Origin of the sequence: Mucilaginibacter sp. CSA2-8R, from assembly GCF_038806765.1 — a bacterium.
GTDB lineage: Bacteria > Bacteroidota > Bacteroidia > Sphingobacteriales > Sphingobacteriaceae > Mucilaginibacter.
The window spans coordinates 2,444,484-2,461,661 of the sequence record NZ_CP152389.1; the positions used below are offsets into that span (position 1 = coordinate 2,444,484).

At 45.0% G+C, this 17,178-nt stretch carries 14 protein-coding genes; 6 read left to right on the forward strand and 8 right to left on the reverse strand.

Going from position 1 to position 17,178, the window contains the following annotated elements; genetic code table 11:
• Positions 1-42 precede the first annotated feature (42 nt).
• The 5 genes from AAGR14_RS10125 to AAGR14_RS10145 all read right to left on the reverse strand — a co-directional run bounded on the left by AAGR14_RS10125 (position 43) and on the right by AAGR14_RS10145 (position 3,909).
• Entirely contained in the window at positions 43-705 is a 663-nt protein-coding gene (locus tag AAGR14_RS10125; RefSeq protein ID WP_342648473.1) for a response regulator transcription factor, read from the reverse strand.
• 44 nt (positions 706-749) lie between these two features.
• Positions 750-1,661, reverse strand: coding sequence for a DUF72 domain-containing protein (locus tag AAGR14_RS10130; RefSeq protein WP_342648474.1), 912 nt, complete (start codon positions 1,659-1,661; stop codon positions 750-752).
• 7 nt (positions 1,662-1,668) lie between these two features.
• Positions 1,669-2,733: a M20 family metallo-hydrolase gene (locus tag AAGR14_RS10135; protein ID WP_342648475.1), complete on the reverse strand. Its 1,065-nt coding sequence runs from the start codon at positions 2,731-2,733 to the stop codon at positions 1,669-1,671.
• 155 nt (positions 2,734-2,888) lie between these two features.
• Complete coding sequence (locus AAGR14_RS10140) at positions 2,889-3,407, reverse strand: GNAT family N-acetyltransferase (RefSeq protein WP_342648476.1); 519 nt, start codon at positions 3,405-3,407, stop codon at positions 2,889-2,891.
• A gap of 127 nt (positions 3,408-3,534) precedes the next feature.
• Positions 3,535-3,909 (reverse strand): helix-turn-helix domain-containing protein, encoded by a 375-nt coding sequence (locus tag AAGR14_RS10145; RefSeq protein ID WP_342648477.1) that lies wholly within the window; start codon positions 3,907-3,909, stop codon positions 3,535-3,537.
• Between the two features lie 204 nt (positions 3,910-4,113).
• Here AAGR14_RS10145 and AAGR14_RS10150 point away from each other — a divergent pair, with 204 nt between their 5' ends.
• The 5 genes from AAGR14_RS10150 to AAGR14_RS10170 all read left to right on the forward strand — a co-directional run bounded on the left by AAGR14_RS10150 (position 4,114) and on the right by AAGR14_RS10170 (position 9,017).
• Positions 4,114-4,716: an NAD(P)H-dependent oxidoreductase gene (locus tag AAGR14_RS10150; protein ID WP_342648478.1), complete on the forward strand. Its 603-nt coding sequence runs from the start codon at positions 4,114-4,116 to the stop codon at positions 4,714-4,716.
• Between the two features lie 307 nt (positions 4,717-5,023).
• On the forward strand, positions 5,024-5,890 hold the full coding sequence (locus tag AAGR14_RS10155) for an SDR family oxidoreductase (protein WP_342648479.1): 867 nt from the start codon (positions 5,024-5,026) through the stop codon (positions 5,888-5,890).
• A gap of 19 nt (positions 5,891-5,909) precedes the next feature.
• Complete coding sequence (locus AAGR14_RS10160) at positions 5,910-6,830, forward strand: helix-turn-helix transcriptional regulator (protein ID WP_342648480.1); 921 nt, start codon at positions 5,910-5,912, stop codon at positions 6,828-6,830.
• 288 nt (positions 6,831-7,118) lie between these two features.
• Complete coding sequence (locus AAGR14_RS10165; protein ID WP_342648481.1) at positions 7,119-8,093, forward strand: NADP-dependent oxidoreductase; 975 nt, start codon at positions 7,119-7,121, stop codon at positions 8,091-8,093.
• 6 nt (positions 8,094-8,099) lie between these two features.
• A complete protein-coding gene (locus tag AAGR14_RS10170; protein ID WP_342648482.1) occupies positions 8,100-9,017 on the forward strand; it encodes a helix-turn-helix transcriptional regulator in 918 nt (305 codons plus the stop codon).
• Between the two features lie 61 nt (positions 9,018-9,078).
• Here the strand turns inward: AAGR14_RS10170 and AAGR14_RS10175 are convergent, their stop codons facing one another.
• The 3 genes from AAGR14_RS10175 to AAGR14_RS10185 all read right to left on the reverse strand — a co-directional run bounded on the left by AAGR14_RS10175 (position 9,079) and on the right by AAGR14_RS10185 (position 14,387).
• Positions 9,079-9,399 (reverse strand): lysozyme inhibitor LprI family protein, encoded by a 321-nt coding sequence (locus tag AAGR14_RS10175; protein WP_342648483.1) that lies wholly within the window; start codon positions 9,397-9,399, stop codon positions 9,079-9,081.
• A 271-nt stretch (positions 9,400-9,670) separates the two neighbouring features.
• Positions 9,671-10,309 carry a DUF2185 domain-containing protein gene (locus tag AAGR14_RS10180; RefSeq protein WP_342648484.1) on the reverse strand — a complete coding sequence of 213 codons (639 nt, stop codon included), beginning with the start codon at positions 10,307-10,309 and terminating at the stop codon, positions 9,671-9,673.
• Positions 10,310-10,418: 109 nt separating this feature from the next.
• Positions 10,419-14,387, reverse strand: a complete 3,969-nt coding sequence (locus AAGR14_RS10185) for a Pls/PosA family non-ribosomal peptide synthetase (protein WP_342648485.1) — start codon at positions 14,385-14,387, stop codon at positions 10,419-10,421.
• 370 nt (positions 14,388-14,757) lie between these two features.
• Here AAGR14_RS10185 and AAGR14_RS10190 point away from each other — a divergent pair, with 370 nt between their 5' ends.
• Positions 14,758-17,178 carry a TonB-dependent receptor gene (locus AAGR14_RS10190; RefSeq protein ID WP_342648486.1) on the forward strand — a complete coding sequence of 807 codons (2,421 nt, stop codon included), beginning with the start codon at positions 14,758-14,760 and terminating at the stop codon, positions 17,176-17,178.

The window sequence follows — 17,178 nt, forward strand, 5'->3', positions numbered from 1 at the left end:
TACAAATACGCTTACTTAACTTTAGTAGCTTGGTAGTGGCTATCACGCTACATATTTGTGCTGTATGGCAAACCTGATGAGTGATGCCGTGTTGCGGGTGCCGGTTTTATCAATCAGATTTTGGCGGTGCCCTTCTACCGTTCGCTTACTGGTAAACAGTTTTTCGGCAATCTCGAGGTTGGTGTAGCCATCAGCAATGAGGGTAAGTACTTCCAGCTCACGTTTAGATAATTCGATAGGTTGTTTGTGATCGTTTGGAGTGGCAGCTTCCGGAGCGAAAAGCATTTCGTCGAGCATTTTAAGCGATATCTCGGCACTCAGGTAACGCTCGTTATATTTGCAGATGTGCCTAATGGCAAATAAGAGCTCTTCGGCACTTACAGTTTTAAGGATGTAAGCTTTGCAGCCTGCTCTAAAAGACTGGGTAATGTAACGCTCATGGTCAAGCATCGATAACACTAATGTTCGTAAACTGGGGTAGCGCTCATTGATGGCCTCAATCAGTTCCATGCCGTTCATAACAGGCATATTCACATCCGTAATCACAACATCGGGTAAATTAGTACCGCATTGTTCAAGCAATTGCAGTACCTGTTGTCCGTCGGTAGCTTCGGCTATAATGGTCATGTCGCGTTCCTGGTCCAGTAAGGTTTTAATGCCATTACGCACCACATTGTGGTCATCTGCAAGTATAATCTTTATCATACGTCGCCCCCGCGTACTTAAGTAAATTGGTTAACCGTTTTTTACTAAAACAGTGTATTGGAGGTTAACAAGCGCGGTGGCACAATGTTTAAATTCAAACTGTCGTTTAACTGGTTAATTAGATACTGGCACAAAATGGGCGAAGCCAACTCGTCTGACTGGTGCATACCAAAATAGAGATTTTGCAGTCCCTGCTTGTGCCAGCTTTTAATGCGTTGCACCCAATGGTCAATACGGATATAGTCGGTAGGGTGGAGTGCGTTACCTACAAAGCGGATAAATACGTATGGGCTGGGTACTTCCATATGTATCACATCGCGCCGGCCGGCGGTGTCGGTAATAACGGCGCCCATGCCAAGGCGGTGCATCAGGCCAAAAGCTTCATCACGGTAGGCGTGCTGTGCAAACCAGTCTTTATGGCGTAACTCAACGCACACCTGCACATCTCGTGGCAGGCTTTCCAGGTAAGCTTTTAGTTCGGGGAAATTTTTGGGTGCAAAGTTTTCGTTAAGCTGCAAAAACATCGGCCCCAGTTTATCTTCAAATGCAAGCATTGCTTCGTAAAAGGCCGTGGTAATTTCGTCAGCGCCCTTAAGGCGTTTTACGTGACTGATAAGCTGGTTAAATTTAGGGCAAAATTTAAAATCGGGATTAACAGCCGCTTTTTCCTTCCACTTAGTGATGGTGGCAGCATCATACATGCGGTAATGCGTTGTGTTCAGTTCAATCATGTTAAACTGCTTGGCATACTCGTTCAAAAAGTCAGTATCCTTGGTTTTAGGCGGGTATAAATTGCCTTTCCAAACTTTTTGTGCCCAGCTGGCGCAGCCCACATGCACTTTTAAATGCTGCTTGGGGGCTGCTGCCTTAAGCGTTTTGTGCGTCAGGGCGCTATCAGCAGGTAGGGTAAAGTCTACCTGTGCTAATTGCGGTGTGGTTACTTTGCCAAACTCCATCCGCCGCTTAGTTAATGCTTTCTAAAAGCTTAATGTATAATTCGATACCTTCTTTTATTTCAGAGACATGAACAAATTCGTCGGCCGTATGCGACCGCGCCGAATCGCCAGGTCCCAGTTTTAAGGATGGGATATCCAACAAAGCTTGATCTGACGTGGTGGGGGAGCCATAAGTGGTACGCCCCATGGCCAGGCCAGCTTGTACAATCGGGTGGTCTTTGCTTATCGACGATGGCTTTAACCGCACCGAGCGTGGCTTAACCTCACAGCTTACATGCCGCCTGATGATGTCGAGCACTTCCTCGTTGCGATAGGCATCGGTTACCCGAACATCTACCGTAAACTTACAGGTAGCAGGCACCACATTATGCTGCGAACCGGCATTGATAACGGTAACCGACATTTTGATAGGACCAAATTGTTCCGATTCTTTTTCGAACCGATAACTGCGGAACCACTCAATATCGGCCAGCGCTTTGTAAATGGCATTGTCGCCTTCCTCGCGAGCGGCATGGCCCGATTTGCCGTGGGCCGTACAGTCAAGCACCATCAAGCCGCGTTCGGCCGTGGCCAGCTGCATCAGGGTAGGTTCGCCTACAATGGCAAAATCGAGCAGGCCCAAGTCAGGGATAACTAACTCAAGGCCGTTAAAGCCAGAAATTTCTTCTTCGGCCGTGGCGGCCAGGCAAAAGTTATATTTCAAACCTTCACGACTATAAAAGTGCAAAAAAGTGGCAATAAGCGATACCAGGCATCCACCTGCATCATTACTGCCCAGTCCAAACAACTTATCTTCTTGTACGATAGGCTCAAAAGGGTTATTGGTGTAGCCCGAATTGGGTTTAACTGTATCGTGGTGCGAGTTGAGCAATATGGTGGGCTTGGCCGCGTCAAAGTGCCAGTTGTAAGCCCATAAGTTATTTAACTTACGCTGAACGGGGACATGGCGCTCTTGTAAAAAGTTTTGAATAATGTCGGCGGTTTGGTTTTCTTCCCGGCTGAACGATGGAGTAGCAATTAGTTTTTTGAGCAGTTCTACGGCATCAAAATATAAAGTATCAGTATTTGCCATGATAGTAGCTGAGCCTGTTGGCCTGTGCTGTAACTGCAAATGTATACGAATTTGGCAATCAACGGTAAAAAAGAGGTTACGCTATGGGTTTATTTTTAACGAATCATAAATTGCATCACTTCACGGTATATGCAGCGTATGGTTAGTAGCAGCAGCTATGTATGCAATATGAATACAATCATGTTCTCTTCATCTGCGTGATGCCTCACAAAGTTTAGCTTTTCTAGTAGCTTAATAGAAGCCTTGTTATTGGCATGTGTGCATGCTTCCAAGAGGTTTACCCGCAAGTGCTTAAAAGCAAAGTCTATCACTGCAGAAAGAGCCTCTCGCATGATACCTTTTTGCTGATAAGTAGGGAGTAGCTCGTATCCAATTTCGCCTTGTTGATGGTCGTCCGAAAGGTTATATAAGCAGATGGTTCCGATGAGTGTATTGAGGCCAGTGAGGGTGATGGCCCAATACGAGGAGTGGCTTTCTATGATGGCTTGAATAAATTTTCTCGCATCATCAACTGACAGGCTTGGTGTTCGGCCGAGATACTGGTTTACATCTTCGTCAGATCGTAAGGCATATATCTCTTCATCATCGCTTGTCTGTAGTTGCCTCAATGTTAGCCGTTCTGTTTTCAGTATTGGAAACGTGTTTTCGGTTAATTCAGTCATTGGTGAATACATCAGAAGTTGTAACTCGTGATTGCTTTGCACTAACACCCGTCAAAGCTTTACCACGTAAGCATTTAATTATTTAGGTAAACTTACAGAAACGTACGGTACTGTGATAGTAAACTGTAAGCATAACCGGTTATTTTTTACGCATACTTTGCTTTATACGTTCGCGGTGCTGTTCGCCCCAGTTGCTCAGCTCGTGTAATACGCCGCGCAGGGTGCGGCTGTAATCGGTGGCTTCGTAAATGATGGTAACTGGTGTAGTAGGGTACACCCGACGAACGATGAAGTCATTTAGTTCCAGGTCTTTCAATTCTTTAGCTAGTATTTTGGGCGAAATGCCATCAACCTCTTTCATAATTTCGCCAAAACGCCTGGGTGCTTGCACAAGGCTTAGTATGAGCGGTAGTTTCCATTTGCCGCCCAAAACGTACAGCGTATCCATCACATTATTGAGCGAAGAAACACATGCTGCTTTGGTTGGTGGGGCTTCTAATATAATTTGGGTCATATCCAAAGGTAACTACTTTCCTAAAGGATAGTGCTTTCCTATAGGTAAGTACGGGTGCAATCATGACGATGCCGGGTAGCTTTGCCAACGTTGATTGATGAGCAAAACTGGTGCAATATACATCAGGCTTCCAAGCAGTTATTTAACAACAATTTTATCTCTGCGAGCATCATAGTCAACCCATCAACAAAACAATAAAAATTTATGAAACGCATTCTTCATTTAACATCCAGCATTTTAGGTTCTGAATCAAAAAGTATTAAATTGGGCCGGGCCGTAGTCGATAAAGTTATCGAAAAGTATCCGGGCAGTTCTATCGAAGAGGTCAATCTGGTAGAGTTGGAAGTACCGCATCTCACACCGGCTACATTCCAGTCTTTCTTGGTACCCGGCGATCAGCTTACTGATGATGACCGGCAGTCTATTCGCTATTCAGAACAATTTATTGCGCAGTTGCAGGCAGCAGATGTTTTAGTGGTTGGGGCTCCGCTTTACAACTTTACTATTCACACGGCGCTTAAATCATGGATTGATCATATTACGCGGCCCGGCGTCACCTTCAAATATAGTGAGCAGGGGCCGGTAGGGCTAATCACTGGTAAAAAAGTGTACATCGCTTTTAGTTCGGGCGGTGTTTATTCGCATGGCCCCGGTGCAGCTAACGATTTTGTGATACCATATTTGGTAACTTTTTTCAGGCTTTTAGGACTGACCGACGTCACCGTTTTTCGTGCCGAAGGGCTAAAAGTGCCCGGCATCATGGAACATGCCATGGACAAAGCTATACAAAGCATTGTGATTGACTAAGACGCCTTTTCACTAATTTATTAGCAGCAACGCTTCTGTACCTAAGTGCAGAAGCGTTGCTGTTACAAGGCCCATTAAAATCAGCGCTGCTTAATTGTACTAATAATGGTTTATTATCATGCCAACAGGCTCGCCTAAAAAGTTAATTAAATACCTTATAATTAAATTGCGAGCTTAAAAATTCTCCGCACCCAAGCTCACATTCATTCTTTTTATACCAAGGTCAGATTTGGCAACACAAAGCCTGTTTTGGCCAAGTGCGGTTGGGTCGTAACGCTCAACTTTGTACTAACTAAAAATTAAAGTTATGATATTAATTACCGGAGCTACTGGCCAGTTAGGTGGCCGGGTTATCGAAACCCTGCTAAATTACAATATACCTGCCGGGCAGATTGCCGCGCTGGTGCGCGATGAAGCCAAAGCAGAAAGCCTTAAAGTTAAAGGCATTAATTTGCGCATAGGCAACTATGACGACGTAGATGCACTTAATATCGCTATGCAAGGAATCGAAAAGGTTTTATTGGTGTCGGCGCTTGAGGAGGGTAAGATTGTGCAGCAACACAAAAACGTCATTGATGCTGCTAAGCGTGCCGGAGTACAATGCCTGGCTTACACCAGCCATTGCCTGCAAAACCGCGAAACGCTGCACAACCCAATCATGCTTACGCATTATGAAACGGAAGATTACCTGATGGCCAGCGGACTTAAATATATCATTTTTCGTAATATACTGTATATGGACTCGATGGCTTTGTATATGCTGGGCCGGGATTACTTAGACAACGGAATCAATTTGCCTGCCGGCGATGGGAGGGTGGCTTATGCGTTGCGCTGCGATCAGGCCGAGGCCATAGGCCATGTGCTGGCCGCCGGTGATTGCAGCAACCGTATTTACCGTTTTACCGGTAGTAGAGCTTATTCGTTTACTGATGTAGCACAGTCGCTCAGTGAGCTGACTGGCAAAACGGTAAGTTATAGGCCTGTGAGTGCCGAAACTTATAGAACCAACGCATTAAATGGCGGTATGCCCCAAAAAGTGGTTGATTTGATTTTGCCTTTTATGGCCGACATTGCCGGCGGGCAAGGCAGTACCGTTACCAACGATATGGAAGAAGCGCTGGGCCGGCCACCTATTGATTTAAAGGCAGGATTGAAGCAGTTGCTTAATTTGTAAAATTATATGATTTTTGAAAATGGCAAACCCAACGCCCATTCATGTTAAAACCATAGCCGAGTACCACCGCCTGCTCGAATTGCCCGCACCCGAGCACCCTTTGGTGAGCGTAGTTAAGTTTGAAGATATGGCGTATCCACCCAAATATGCCTCAAAGGCGTTGATGCACAACTTTTATAGCATTGCGCTTAAACGCACGTTTCAGGCCAAACTAAAATACGGCCAACAAGAGGTTGATTTTGATAAAGGTGTGATGCTTTTTATGGCGCCTATGCAGGTACTGTCAATTAGTGGTCCGCCCGAAACGGCGGCCGGGCACCAGGGTTGGCTTTTACTTGTGCACCCCGATTTGCTTTGGAATACGTCGCTGGCCAACAAAATAAGGCGTTACGAATATTTTGATTACAAGGCCAGCGAGGCCTTGCACCTGTCGGATGCTGAGGAACAAATGATTGTAGATATTATGCAAAAAATAGTTCAGGAGTACCGCAGCCGTTTAGATGATTTTAGCCAGAACGTAATAGTTGCCCAACTCGAATTACTGCTTACTTACGCCGAGCGCTTTTACCAGCGGCAGTTCATCACCCGTAAAGCAGGCAATCACCAGATGATTACCCGGATGGAAGAGTTGCTGAATAAATATTTTGAGGCTGACCAGCAAGCGCTTAAAGGCATCCCATCGGTTAATTACTTTGCTGATGAACTGCACCTTTCACCTAACTATTTGAGTCGTTTGCTTAAAACACTTACGGGCCAAAGCACCAAGCAATTTATTACCAACAAAGTAATCGACCTGGCTAAAGAAAAACTGTCAACCACTAACCTGGGGATGAAAGAGATTGCCTATCTGCTGGGCTTCGAGCACCCCCAATCTTTCAGTAAGCAATTTAAGCGCCGCACCAGTATGTCGCCCTTAGAATTTAGAGCCTCATTTAATTAAAGCTTATCGGGCTCAAACCACCTGTAGATCCTTTTTCTGAAAAAACTTATAATGAGTACGAACATAATTGATATTATAAATTATCACGCTTCTCAATCACCTCAGTATTTTAGAGGATTATATAGAAGCGTGATGGCATTCGAATAGGCGCTTGAAGATTTACATTCCGGGCCAGGCTTTATAGTCACAATCTTTAACTTACCCGTCCTTTCGGCTAAGCTTAAGTGCCTTTTGGCTAAACCGCAGCCTCTGCGATAACCCATCTTTGTATAACAAAACAGATAGGTTATGAAAGCAATAAGAGTATATGAGTTTGGCGGCCCGGAAGTGCTGCAGATGGCCGAAGTTGAACGCCCGACTCCGGCAGCAGATGAGATTTCAATAAAAATGTATGCCACCAGTGTTAATCCTGCCGATTATATTTTTAGGCAGGGCGGCAACAATGTAATACGAGCTTACTTGAAATTACCTTTAGGCCTCGGCCTGGATGCAGCCGGCGTGGTTGAAGAAACGGGCAGCGAGGTTACACAATTCAAAGCCGGCGACAGAGTTTACGGTGTTCCTAACTTTCCGGGTGATGGCAGTTACGCAGAATATATAGCGGCTAAAGCCAACCAGTTTTCGTTAATGCCAGATCATATATCGTTTAATGAAGCTGGTGCGCTGCCATCATGTGCTTTAATAGCCTGGAACGGCATTGTTGATTTGGGCCACATTCAGCGCGGTCAGCGTGTCCTCATTCATGCGGCAGCGGGTGGCGTTGGTAATTTAGCCGTGCAATTTGCTCATGCCATGGGTGCTTATGTTATTGGTACAGCATCGGCCTATAATTTTAATTTTTTGAAGAATTTAGGAGCCGATGAGGTGATTGACTACAACAGTCAGCATTTTGAAGACGTTTTGCAAAACGTTGACCTGGTGTTTAATGCCTCGCCTGTACGCGACAAAAGTTTGCGGCTTAAATCTGTAAAAGTAATGCGCGAGGGCAGTATTTTTGTGTGTACCCATCTGGATCAACCTTTGGAGCAGGACTTTTTAGATGCTCTTGCAAAAATAGGTGCTACTGCAACGCTGGTAGGCGGCGGCAGCGTAACTACGTATACATCATCGCTTCAGGGTACTACTCAAATGATTAATGAGGGTAAGGTGAAAGCAGTTATTAGCAAAATATACCCGTTGGTAGAGGTAGCGGAGGCACACCGCCAGAGCGAAACTAAACACGTAAGCGGTAAAATTGTATTAGAAATACGCAAAGAAGAATAAACCGGCATGAAGCGCTTCAAAACCATCAGCGAGTTTTTACAGTTCAGGCAAATGCCCGGGCCAGATCATCCGCTGCTCCATGTGTTCAAATTGGAGGACGTATCGAGCCCGGTGTTGTTAGAATTGGATGCCTGGGTTTACGATTTTTACTGTATTGGACTTAAGCGGGTAGTAAATGACCGTGAAATTAAGCTTAAATATGGGCAGCAAACTTATGATTATAATAACGGCATCCTGTCATTTGTAGCGCCCAACCAGGTTATGAGGCTCACGATCGACCAAAAGGCTGCCAAGCTGATACAATCGGGGTGGATGTTGATGGTACACCCCGATTTTTTGCACCATACCTTGCTGGCTCAAGCCATTCGGGAGTACGATTTTTGGGATTATACCGTGCACGAAGCCCTGTTTTTATCCGACCGGGAAGAGGCCACGCTGGTTGGTATTTTGCAAAATATTCAGCAAGAATGCCGGGGCAATATCGATCAGTTCAGCAAAAGCATTACCATATCGCATTTGGAAACGTTGCTCAATTATGCAGACCGTTTTTATCACCGTCAATTTCTTACCCGCGATAAAACAAGTCATGAAGTTTTAGGGCGTTTGGAGCAGTGGCTTAATCAATATTTTTCGCAAGAAGATCTTATTAACAAAGGGCTACCCGGCGTAAACGATGTAGCATCTGCACTTAATTTATCGCCCAAATATTTAAGTAGCTTACTCAAGGTGCTCACCGGACAAAATACGCAGCAACATATCCATCAAAAACTTATCGAAAAAGCCAAAGAGCAGCTTTCGGTTACAAATCTTACTGTAAGCGAGATCGCCTACAATCTTGGTTTTGAGCATTTACAATCATTCAGTAAATTATTTAAGGCAAAAACAAACCTGTCACCGCTCGAATTCAAAGCGTCGTTTAATTGAATATTGATTGCAGTTCCTTGTCTATAAAATTTAGCTTGAGCACACTTGCACATGCATCTGGTTAACGTTTAATTTTTACTGAACCGTTGCATACGTCGCCCTCGGGTATGCCGGTTAACCATGTTTTTAAAAACTGAATACGTTGGCGAGTTAAATCTGCTAAATAAATAGCCCGACAAGCGGGAAGGGCACTACCATATTGGGCAGGTTCCGGAAAGCGTGCTTCCAATTCGGCGTTTCGCAGTTGCACCCAAAGGCGTTGTGCGGTTTTAAGTTTTACAACAAACGTGGGCTGTTTACTATATTCTTTCAATATTTTTTGGTAAACGCTATTCAACTCTTTATCTGCCTTTTGGTACTGCAATCCTGCTTGCTGGTTCATTGCGTTTTGGCTTTGGCTATAAGCGGCTGCGTGGAGCGTAATTATTAATATTGTAGTAGATACTATCTGGCTAACTTTCATTACTCACTTGTTGTTGATATTTATTATTTAAAATGACGATGGTAAATTGAAAGATCAAACTCAGTCCGACCGATCAGCCTTGGTATGGCTGAGTTAATTCGTTCTCTAACAATACTTTGATGGTCCAACTGTCAATTATGGCACTTTGAGGCTTTTGATACATAACGATAGCTATTGCCTTTGTCAAATTCTACTCATCCTCAACAGCAAAAAATTGCCCGGTTATTTCGTCCCTGATAAATTCTGAATCAACCGGGGCATCCAGCAAATGCAGGAAGCTGTCGTCTGTGTTTAATATTTTGCCAATAGCTACGTATTGTAAATTATGGTGATCATCCACGTATTCTTCAGTTTCATGATCACTCATTAGCGTCCAGCCGGTATCTTCTTCGTCAGAGGGTTCTTCACGATACAGCCTTCCTACCCGATAGCCATCTTTAAGAATATGATTAGAAACTAAAGATTTTGCCCGGAATTTTTCTATGTTTTCACCGTTTACATCAGTGACATTTAAATCATCAAGCGTATCGTATTGGATGATATTTTCTTTTCGAAATATAATCCGGTCGCCTGCAACGAGGTCTTTAATATAAAACGGATCATTGTCTAAAATGCCGATGTAAGAGCCGTCTTCATTTACAGCATCCAACATAACCCACATACGTTCGGCAGCCGGTTCCTCCGGTTTGTTATTGTCAAAGCGGAAAATCAACTTCACTGTGGCTTTACCTGGTTCAAGCCTGCCGATAATTTCGTCCGACGGTCTGTAAAATGTATAAGGAAATTCTTGTTGCAGCAAAACGGCGTTATCTAAGGTCCAGGTTGGCATGTTTTATCAGTTTTATTTTTGAATTAAATATAGACGGTTCTTGAAATAAAGAAGGCCGTATTCAACAAGATTAATTGAAATGCGGCCGATACCCTTTATAAAATAACATCTACAATGCCTTTATCGGGCTGCCTGTCCATGAGGTAGAAGATGCCAGGCGTTCGCCTTTCATTACCAGCGAAAGGGGTTCGAGCGAAACGTCGTCGCCCAGCTCGCTGTCGTATAATATGATAGTGCGTACGCCAATGGTGCATCGTTCACCAATCCGGATGCGGCCTACCTTCATCACACGGTCTTCAAACAGGTGAGTTTGTGGCCCGCAATCTTCATTCAGCGCGCTGTCTGTACCAATAGATACCATATCGTACTCGGTAATATCGGTAGTGTTAAGCCATACGCGTTTGCCTATTTTTACGCCTAATAAACGCAATGCCATAGGTAGGTAAGGGGTACCACGCAAAAAATCGAGCAGAAACGGAACGGACAAGGCCTCGTAAGTGGTGGTGATAGCTTCACTGCGCCATACTTTGTGCGTCCACATAGCACTTTGCTCTTCACGATATTTGCCCACCACACACCATTTGAGCAATACTGTAATAAAGAATGCCGGCAAACCCATATAGTATAAATAGTAAAATGGCAATTTAGGTAATTGAGCCAATACGCCAAGCGCGGTACGGTCAACCACTAAATCGTGGCAGTACGCAATAAACAATGCACTACAGCAAATTACTACAGCTTCCGGTAAAACTATACGAATTAACTCTATAAACGCCCTAGCAAAACGGCGCGAAAAGGTAGGATTAGTTGTCAACGATTTATCATACACACCGCTGTCCTGCCGGCGAGGCAAAGCAATAGCTGGCGATCCAAACCAATCACCTAACGGGTTTTGCTCTTTTTGAGCAGCTGTTGGTGGTACAGATAACACACCGATCAGCATGTTGTTACCTAACTGATAGCCTTGCGGTATCAACGCGCTGTTGCCCACAAAGCTACTATTGCCTATGGTGGTTTTATCCAGTATTAGGCGCTGCCCGCGAATGTCTTCTTCACCTAAAGATACCGCATCGGCAATAAACGACTCACTGCCAATTTCGAGCATGGTATGGGTTACGTTACTCGCGGTAGATATTTCTGTGTTTTCACCAATCTTTGCGCCCAGTAATCTAAAAAATATCGATACAAACACAGTTGCATAAATAGGATGTAATACGATGAGCGCTACCGAAATTAACTGATCGGACAGCCACTTGAGCACATAAGTACGGCTATAAACTGGGTAAACACCGGGCTTTATGTTGTGCAACAGCAGGCGCGACAGCAAAATAGTTTCACCGGCGTATAGTATAATGTAAAGCAACGTAAGCACCGGTACATGAATAAAGTAACTGAAATTATCGTCGGGTGCATTTAAATCCCAATAGTTCAGTATTTCGATAACTGGCCACAACGGCAGTAGTACCACAATAGGAAAGATGAGCAATAACAATAAGTAAATGGCGCTGAACCCATTAATTTGAAGACCTGGCGTTTTTAAAGGTTGCGGTAATTGTGCGGGATCAGCATCGCGCAGTTTTTCGGCAGGGCTGCCGGTCCACACCTCGTAAGGCTTGATAACTTTACCGGCAGGAAGATGGCTTAGGTCTTGCAATTCGCCCCAATTATGCACTTCGCTGCCACCAGATATTACTGCGTTGCTGCCAATATAGGCATGGTCGCCAATCTTAATTTTTGTAAAAGTGATTAATCCGTCATGCACACTTACATTGTCCAGCACCACGCCTGAGCTTAAACTGGCATCGGCTCCAATCTCTACCAAATCCCAGGCGCCTACGCTTATGGAGCTAAGCTGAGCATTATTGGCTACCTTCATCCCCAGCGAGCGTAAAAAGTAGGGGTATAGCGGCGTACCATTCATAAATTGGGTAGGTACCAGCCGCAGCAATGTATCTACAAACCAATACCTGAAATAATAAGTGCCCCAGAGCGGGAAAGTGCCTTCTTTAGCCTTGCCCAATACCAGCCACTTAACGGCAACGCAAAAAAGCGACAGCAGCGGGGGCACTAAGCAGTACATCAGCAGCGCAGTTGCCAAGGCAATACCACGATCATCACGGCCTGACTCAGTGCGGGCAACGATGTAGTAATAACCTAGGTAGGGCAAAAATATTTGTATGGCAAACAGCCCGTAGATAAGCAGTAATGCCAAACCCTGTGCTAAGCCGCAAAAAAAGTAGCGTAGTGGCGGTATGGCCGCAAACGGACGTTTGGGTTGCTGCGGTTCGGTTTTTTTATCGGCCTGTTCCCAGGCATCAATCAATTTATTGATGGGGCGGTTCGTATAAATATCTTTAAGTGCCGCGTGTGGTACCTTAGCTTCGCGCCGCAACCACGACGTAAAGGTAGCCGCTAACAAAGAGTGACCACCCAGGTCGTTAAAAAAGTCTAAGTCTGGTGTAACTTCTCTACCCGGAAACAGTTGCTTCAGACCAATAATTACCCGGTCGGCAATTGGTGCATTAGGATCGAGTTCTACTTGTTCAGCTGCCTGTAAGTGAAGCAGCATCTCGGGCACCGGTAATGATTTACGGTCAATTTTGCCACTGGGTAAACGCGGCATCTTATCCATCACTACAATGGTAAGCGGCACCATATAGCTTGGCAGCAATTTGGCCAGGTCAGCTCGCGCATCATTTTCGTTAAACAGCTCAGGTTGCGCAAGTGTGACATAGCCCACCAGTTGGTCCTGGTCCTGATTGTCTTTTTTTAGCGCAACCGCAGCCGACTTAACGTTGCTGAGGGCATTAAGCTGCACCTCAATTTCTCCGAGTTCAATCCGGTAACCGCGCAGTTTTATCTGGTCGTCCAGGCGGCCTTTAAAATCAATTCGCCCGTCGGCCTGCATAATCACGGCGTCGCCGCTCAGGTAAATACGGTCTCCGGGCAGGTCGGCCAGGCTGGCTGGTTTAGCCAAAAATTTTTCTGCGGTGAGCTCAGGGCGGTTTACATAACCCTCGCACACGCCAGGGCCAGAAATAATTAATTGCCCCTGTGTACCAATAGGTAATAAGTTAAACTGTTCGTCAATTACAGCCAAGTTATAATTAGGCAATGGCCCGCTGATGCTTATGGGGTCATTGGGCCCCAGCGGCACCATGGTTGATGTTACCGTAGTTTCGGTAGGGCCATAGCTGTTGTAAAATATATTTTTGCCGGGCTTGCTCCATCGGCTCAATACCCCAACAGTACAGGCTTCACCGCCGGCATTAATCATCCTTAGCGTAGGCACGTCGTCATCAATAACGGCCAGCAAACTGGGTACAGCATGTAAAATGGTGATTTGCTCACGGCGCAGCACATCGCTTAACTCATCTACCGATTTTGCGGTAACGGCATCAGCTACCCAAATAGTGGCACCGGCAAACAAGCTGATCCAGGTTTCTTCGCACCACATATCAAACGACACCGAAAAACCCTGATATACATTATCTTCAGGTTTAATACTGATCACATGCTGCTCTGATCGGATCAAATGGCAAATATTGCGGTGTAAAATGGGTATGCCTTTCGGTCTTCCGGTGCTGCCCGACGTATATAGTACATAAGCACGGTCGTCGGCTGTTGGGCCGGAAGGCGGAGTTATGACGTCGCCTGTATCCGGTTGTACAGGCATGCGTAGCAATGGGCAGTTTAACGCCGGGTTATCCTGCGTAAAACAAGCGGCGGCGCCAACCTCGGCCATTACAGTTTGCAGCCGTTCTTCGGGCATTTCCTTGTCCAACGGCACATAAGCAGCGCCCGATTTGGCAATGCCTAATATAAGTACGGGCAGTTCCAAACTGCGCGGGTACCAAACACCAATGGATTGCCCCCGGCCTATACCTTGCGAGACTATATAGGCAGCTACAGCATCGCTCCACCGGTCAAGTTCGGTATAAGTAAGCTTTTGCGGTCCGAAGGTAAGCGCAGTTTTATTGCCGAATTGGGCCGCCGAAGCTCTAAAAAGGTCCGCCAGTGTTTCGTTACGTATGAATTCGGGCTTTAACTCGCCTTTAAGTAAACTATTGGTTAGCATATGTAGATCGGAACAATGAATGTAGTCTTGGTTATAATTGGACTGAAAGTTCTGAAAATGTGTGTAAATATTATAATAAGTATTCGTTTTTTCTGTAGAAGAAGTGGCATCGAATCAGTATATCAGCAATGCCTTTTAACGCCGATGTTGAAGTGATAGTTTAACGAGACACATGTATAATCGCAACAGCAAATGAGCATTACGGAGTAAGGTTTTTTTATTGTTCAGTATGATAACGCAATATTACGCCAGTTGCGCTTTTGTAACATTATAATATCCTTAGAAATAATTGCGCGAGTAAAAATAAATGTTGAGCCTCTATACCTTTACTCACCTAATTAATTTTCCGGCAGGCCGGTAGACCTGATTGATGAAGCTGTTTTTGTTTTTTTTAATAGCCATAGGCTGGTATAATGTAGCGATAGGGCAAACCATTGCGGGGCGTGTAGTTGATGAAAAGCAACAACCCATAGTGGCTGCTACGGTGAGTTTACTTAACGGACAGGATTCTGTTTTACAATCTTTGCAAACCGATGGCGAAGGCAGGTACCAATTTTGGTACAAGTCGGCCGGTAGGTGCCGGCTAATGGCCTCGGCTATTGGTTTTAAGATGATCAAATCTGCAATCATTCAGCATGATGCGAAGCCCTTAGTATTGCCGGATTTTAGCCTCATGCCAGATTTACAGCAATTAGGCGATGTTGTTGTTCTGGGCCGCAAGCCCTTTTTAGAACAGCGGGCTGACAAGCTGATTATAAATGTGCAGAGTAGCGTGCTGGCCGCAGGTCAAACTGCAGCAGATGTGTTACGGCGCGTGCCTGGTATGCGTGTGCTAAGCGACCGCGTAACACTAACGGGCAAAAATAAGTTGGTAATTATGGTAGAGGGTCGACTTTCGCAATACCAGGACATGAATGCGTTGCTAAGGGCAACTCCGGCTAACACTATAGACCGCATAGAAGTAATTACTAACCCGTCGGCCGCTTACGATGCCGAGGGCGATGCCGTTATTAACATTATTTTAAAACACCGGCAAGGAGCCGGCACCAATGCAACTGTAGGTTTTGCAAGCGGTGCCGACCCCTATGTGCTTAACGAGGTAAAACAAGGCCGTAAATTGTATCAGCGTTATAACCCATCCTTTTCCATCAATCACCGGGACGGAAAACTTAATATGTTTGGCAGTTACAACTATTTATACCGCACGCAGTTTGAAGTAAATCTTATTCAGCGAAAGCACGATAATAGCTATTACGACCAACGCAATTATAACCCGTCAGATTATGATCTGCACACTTATCAGGCCGGAGCCGACTACCAGGCCGATAGCCTGAACACGTTTGGTGTATTAATTAACGGATTTAACCGCAAAGGTGGCGGGCATTACCAAAATACCTCTACCCAAACCAGCCTTGCTAACGGCAACTTGTTAGACGCCTTTACCAGCCAAAACAGACAAAGTAATATAAACAGCAATTTGGCTGTAAACATAAGCTGGCGGCATAAATTTGCTAACGATGGGCAGAGCCTGGTGGTAGATGCCGATGCTGCACATTACCTGCTAAAAAATGTGAGCCACATATTGGTTTACCCGCAAACTGGAAATGTATTACATACCTGCCAAAGCATTAATAACCCCGTTAGTTTTGCAACCCTTAAAGCCGACTACACACAACCGCTAAGTAAAACAGTAAAATTTGAAACCGGTTTAAAAACCAGCTTGGCCAAAATTGACAACAACTTGCTGTTTGAGCAAAATGAAATAAGAGATGCAGGCCGAACTAACCGATTTATTTACCGGGAAAACATTAATGCCGCCTACGGTAACTTTTACAGCACCATAGGCAAATGGGACGTACAGGCTGGTTTAAGAGCAGAACAAACCGTTTCTGATGGCACCTCGCATGGGCAAAAGTTATTGCAGCGCAATTTTGTCAAGCTATTTCCGGACGTGTTGCTTACGCGGCGGCTGGACAGCGCTTTAGCCATTACTGGTCAGTTTTCCAAACGTATTGGAAGGCCAAGTTACCAGCAACAAAACCCATTTGAGATGTATCTCGACCCGCTAACCTACACTAAAGGAAACCCTTTACTGCGGCCGCAAATTACCCAATCTGCCAAACTAAGCTTTACCTATACAGGCTTGCCTGTTTTTTCTGTAGCATATGATCGCACTCATCATGTGATTGTGGAATATGCACCACAGCAAAAAATGGTGGTTGATGCCAACGGAGTGGCTCGTTTAGTGAGCTTTAGCGTGGCCGATAATCTTGCCGAGGCTCATAACATATCGTTTCAACTCAATTTTCCTATCAAAGCCGGTAAAGTGATTGATGGTTATGGTGGTATAATTACTGCTTTACAGCAATACAGTGCGTATTATAATCAAGGTTACTTTGAAGCTCAAAAGTGGGGACATGTATTTTTTGCTCAAACCGATGTTCGGATGAGCAATAGCTGGACGGGGCAAGTGAGTGCTTATTATGCTACCCCCAGCCAATACGAATTTATTAAAGCCGGTCGTAACAGCAGTGTTGATTTAGGCGTTGCCAAAAAGCTGATGAATAACCGGGCTAAAGTTACCCTTAGTGTAACCGACCTGTTTTTTGGAGACCGAACTCTCGGGAATATCAATTACCAGGATATTGATTTACGACTTAAACAATATAGTAATACCAGAAATATTATCTTAGCCTTTACCTATAATATCGGTAACCAGCAAATTAAAGCGGCATCCAGCCGCACCAGCGGAGCCGAAGAAGAAGCCAAAAGGGTAAAAACCAATAATTAA